This is a genomic window from Paraburkholderia sp. BCC1885, assembly GCF_900996235.1.
Taxonomy (GTDB): domain Bacteria; phylum Pseudomonadota; class Gammaproteobacteria; order Burkholderiales; family Burkholderiaceae; genus Paraburkholderia.
Map to the genome: position 1 here is coordinate 1 of NZ_CAAJGM010000123.1, position 475 is coordinate 475.

1 protein-coding gene is annotated in these 475 nt (G+C 71.6%); it reads left to right on the forward strand.

Going from position 1 to position 475, the window contains the following annotated elements; all coding sequences use genetic code 11:
* A partial coding sequence (locus FQ755_RS13615) for a DUF2894 domain-containing protein (RefSeq protein ID WP_144154982.1) occupies positions 1-320 on the forward strand: 320 nt, incomplete at its 5' end.
* Positions 321-475 lie beyond the last annotated feature (155 nt).

Genomic DNA, 475 nt, shown 5'->3' on the forward strand with positions numbered 1-475 from the left:
ACACCGCGCGCAGCGGCCCGCCGCCCGAGTTGCTCGACTACTTCCGGGAAATCTGGTCGCGACTGAGCGCCGACCAGCAGGTCCAGCAATCGCTCGACATCGTGCCGAAGAACGCCGGCCCGCTCAATTCGAGCAGCCTGGTGCATCGCGCGCTGCTGCTGATGCGCGAGCTCTCGCCCGAGTATCTGCGGCAGTTCCTGTCCTATGCCGACGCGCTGTCCTGGCCCGAGGACATGCAGGCCGATCCGGCCGCGGCGACGGCGAAGGAAGCGCCGCGCAGCGCGCCGGCGAAGAAGGCCCGGCGCACGCGCGCACGCTGAACCCATCCACGCGGCGCTGCCGCCGCTACGCCTCGATGGCGGCGCGCTCGCGAGAGCGCCCGCCCCGCGCGCCGCGCCTGAGCAGATCGAAGGCCATCAGGTGGCTCGCCCCCGAAATGCCCACGCCGTACAGCGGAATCAGCGCCATCGGCAGC